The sequence below is a fragment of the Streptomyces sp. NPDC055099 genome (assembly GCF_053607685.1).
Genome location: NZ_JBSGUA010000077.1, coordinates 1 through 1,475 on the forward strand (window position 1 = coordinate 1; position 1,475 = coordinate 1,475).

Annotated in this window: 2 protein-coding genes; both read right to left on the bottom strand. The window is 70.8% G+C overall.

The window, feature by feature from the left end; translation table 11 throughout:
* Positions 1-214 precede the first annotated feature (214 nt).
* Positions 215-730 carry a transcriptional regulator gene (locus ACWFRU_RS42410; RefSeq protein ID WP_381097569.1) on the bottom strand — a complete coding sequence of 172 codons (516 nt, stop codon included), beginning with the start codon at positions 728-730 and terminating at the stop codon, positions 215-217.
* An 86-nt stretch (positions 731-816) separates the two neighbouring features.
* Entirely contained in the window at positions 817-1,449 is a 633-nt protein-coding gene (locus tag ACWFRU_RS42415; RefSeq protein ID WP_381097566.1) for a hypothetical protein, read from the bottom strand.
* Positions 1,450-1,475 lie beyond the last annotated feature (26 nt).

A 1,475-nucleotide genomic window follows, 5' to 3' on the forward strand; every position in this document is an offset into this window, starting at 1 on the left:
TGAGTCGCTGCCACCCGAGCTGGCGGGCGGCCCGTTCGAGGACGTCGGACCCGGCGTCGATGTCGGGGAGGTAGAGCGCGAGGCAGCCCTTGCGGTCGCAGGTGATGGTGGTGCGGATCATCGGGCCCCTTCGGTTGAGTACGGCCGGGCTGTCCGGCCCTGCGCACCGCTCTGTCCGGGGTCGCTGTCCCGGGCAGAGCGGCACACGGGGCCGTCAGACGGCCGCGATGATCAGCGCGGCGAGGAAGAGGAAGAAGGCGTGGAATGCCTGGTCAAGGGCGTATGCGCCGGTCCCGAGGTGTCCGGCGGGCTTGCCTTCGGCGGTGACCGGGTGGAACGGGTGGGCGCCGGTGCCGAGGTTGTAGAACTCCGTCTGGCCGGTGACCTCTGCGAGCCAGGCGAGGCTGGACCGGCGGTCCGCCCACCAGTGCGAGGCGGCGTCCAGGCCGAGCCCGATGGTGACGCCGGCGACGGACAGCGGCAGGTCGAGGACGATCGCGGCCAGGGCCAGGAGCAGCACCTTGGTAAGCGTCAGGCCGATGACGTGGCGGGTGCAGGCGAGGCGCCCGACGCGGCTGGACTGGCCCGGGTTGCGGTCGTGCTGGCCCTTCTTGGCGCTCTGCACCGACGTCTGGACCCAGTGGTCCCCGACGGTGTGGGCGACCCACAGGGCGACGAAGACGGCGGCGAAGGTGGCGATGGTGTCGGCGTTCGAGGCGTGCGAGAGCATGGAAGTTCCCCTTCTCGTATGTGCGGGAGGTGGGAGGACGGGCGGGGCGGCCGGTCGCCTGGCAGTGAGTCGGCCGCCTCGCTCCGTCAGCCGAGCGGGACGATGTCCTCGCCGGGGGTGAGCAGTTCGCCTTCGTCGTCCCAGTTGATGACCCACTGGCCCAGGGCGGGCTTCACGGCGGAGCCCTGGCGGGCGGCGTTGAGGCGGTAGTGGACGCGGTCCCCGGCCTTCAGCTTGGCCACAGCCTTCTCGGCCATCCGGTCCTGGTCCTCGCGGGAGCGCAGCCGGTTCTCGACCAGCTGCTTGACCTCCGCGGGCGGGCCGGAGCGGATGCCCGTCTCGTCCACGTAGTCGCCGTGCTCCGCGTACTGCCGGGCGATCTTCTGGTAGCGGGACTTCGCGGTGGAGCGAGAGGCCTCCAGTGCGGCGCCCAGGGTGCCCCAGGAGGCCTTGTACTGGTCGCGCAGCAGCAGGAGCAGCAGCTCCAGGCGCCGGTCGGTCATCTTGGTTAGCCAGTTCAGCCCCAGGGCCAGGTGGTAGGCGTCGTCGGCGTCGACCGGGTTGCCGCCCTCGCCGGGCTTCGGGAACGTGCGCAGGAAGCTCTCCAGGTGCCCCTTGGTGACCCAGCCGGAGAGGACGCCCATCGGGTCGTCCTCCTGGCTCCAGCGCACGGTCAGCTCGGTCTGGCCGTCCTCGGTTCTCCTGAGCTTGTGCTCCACGGTTGATCCCTTTCAGTGTTGTACGT

Excerpts from the sequence above, each read along its gene's own strand:
- ACWFRU_RS42410 (WP_381097569.1), bottom strand. The coding sequence starts at position 730 with ATGCTCTCGCACGCCTCGAACGCCGACACCATCGCCACCTTCGCCGCC.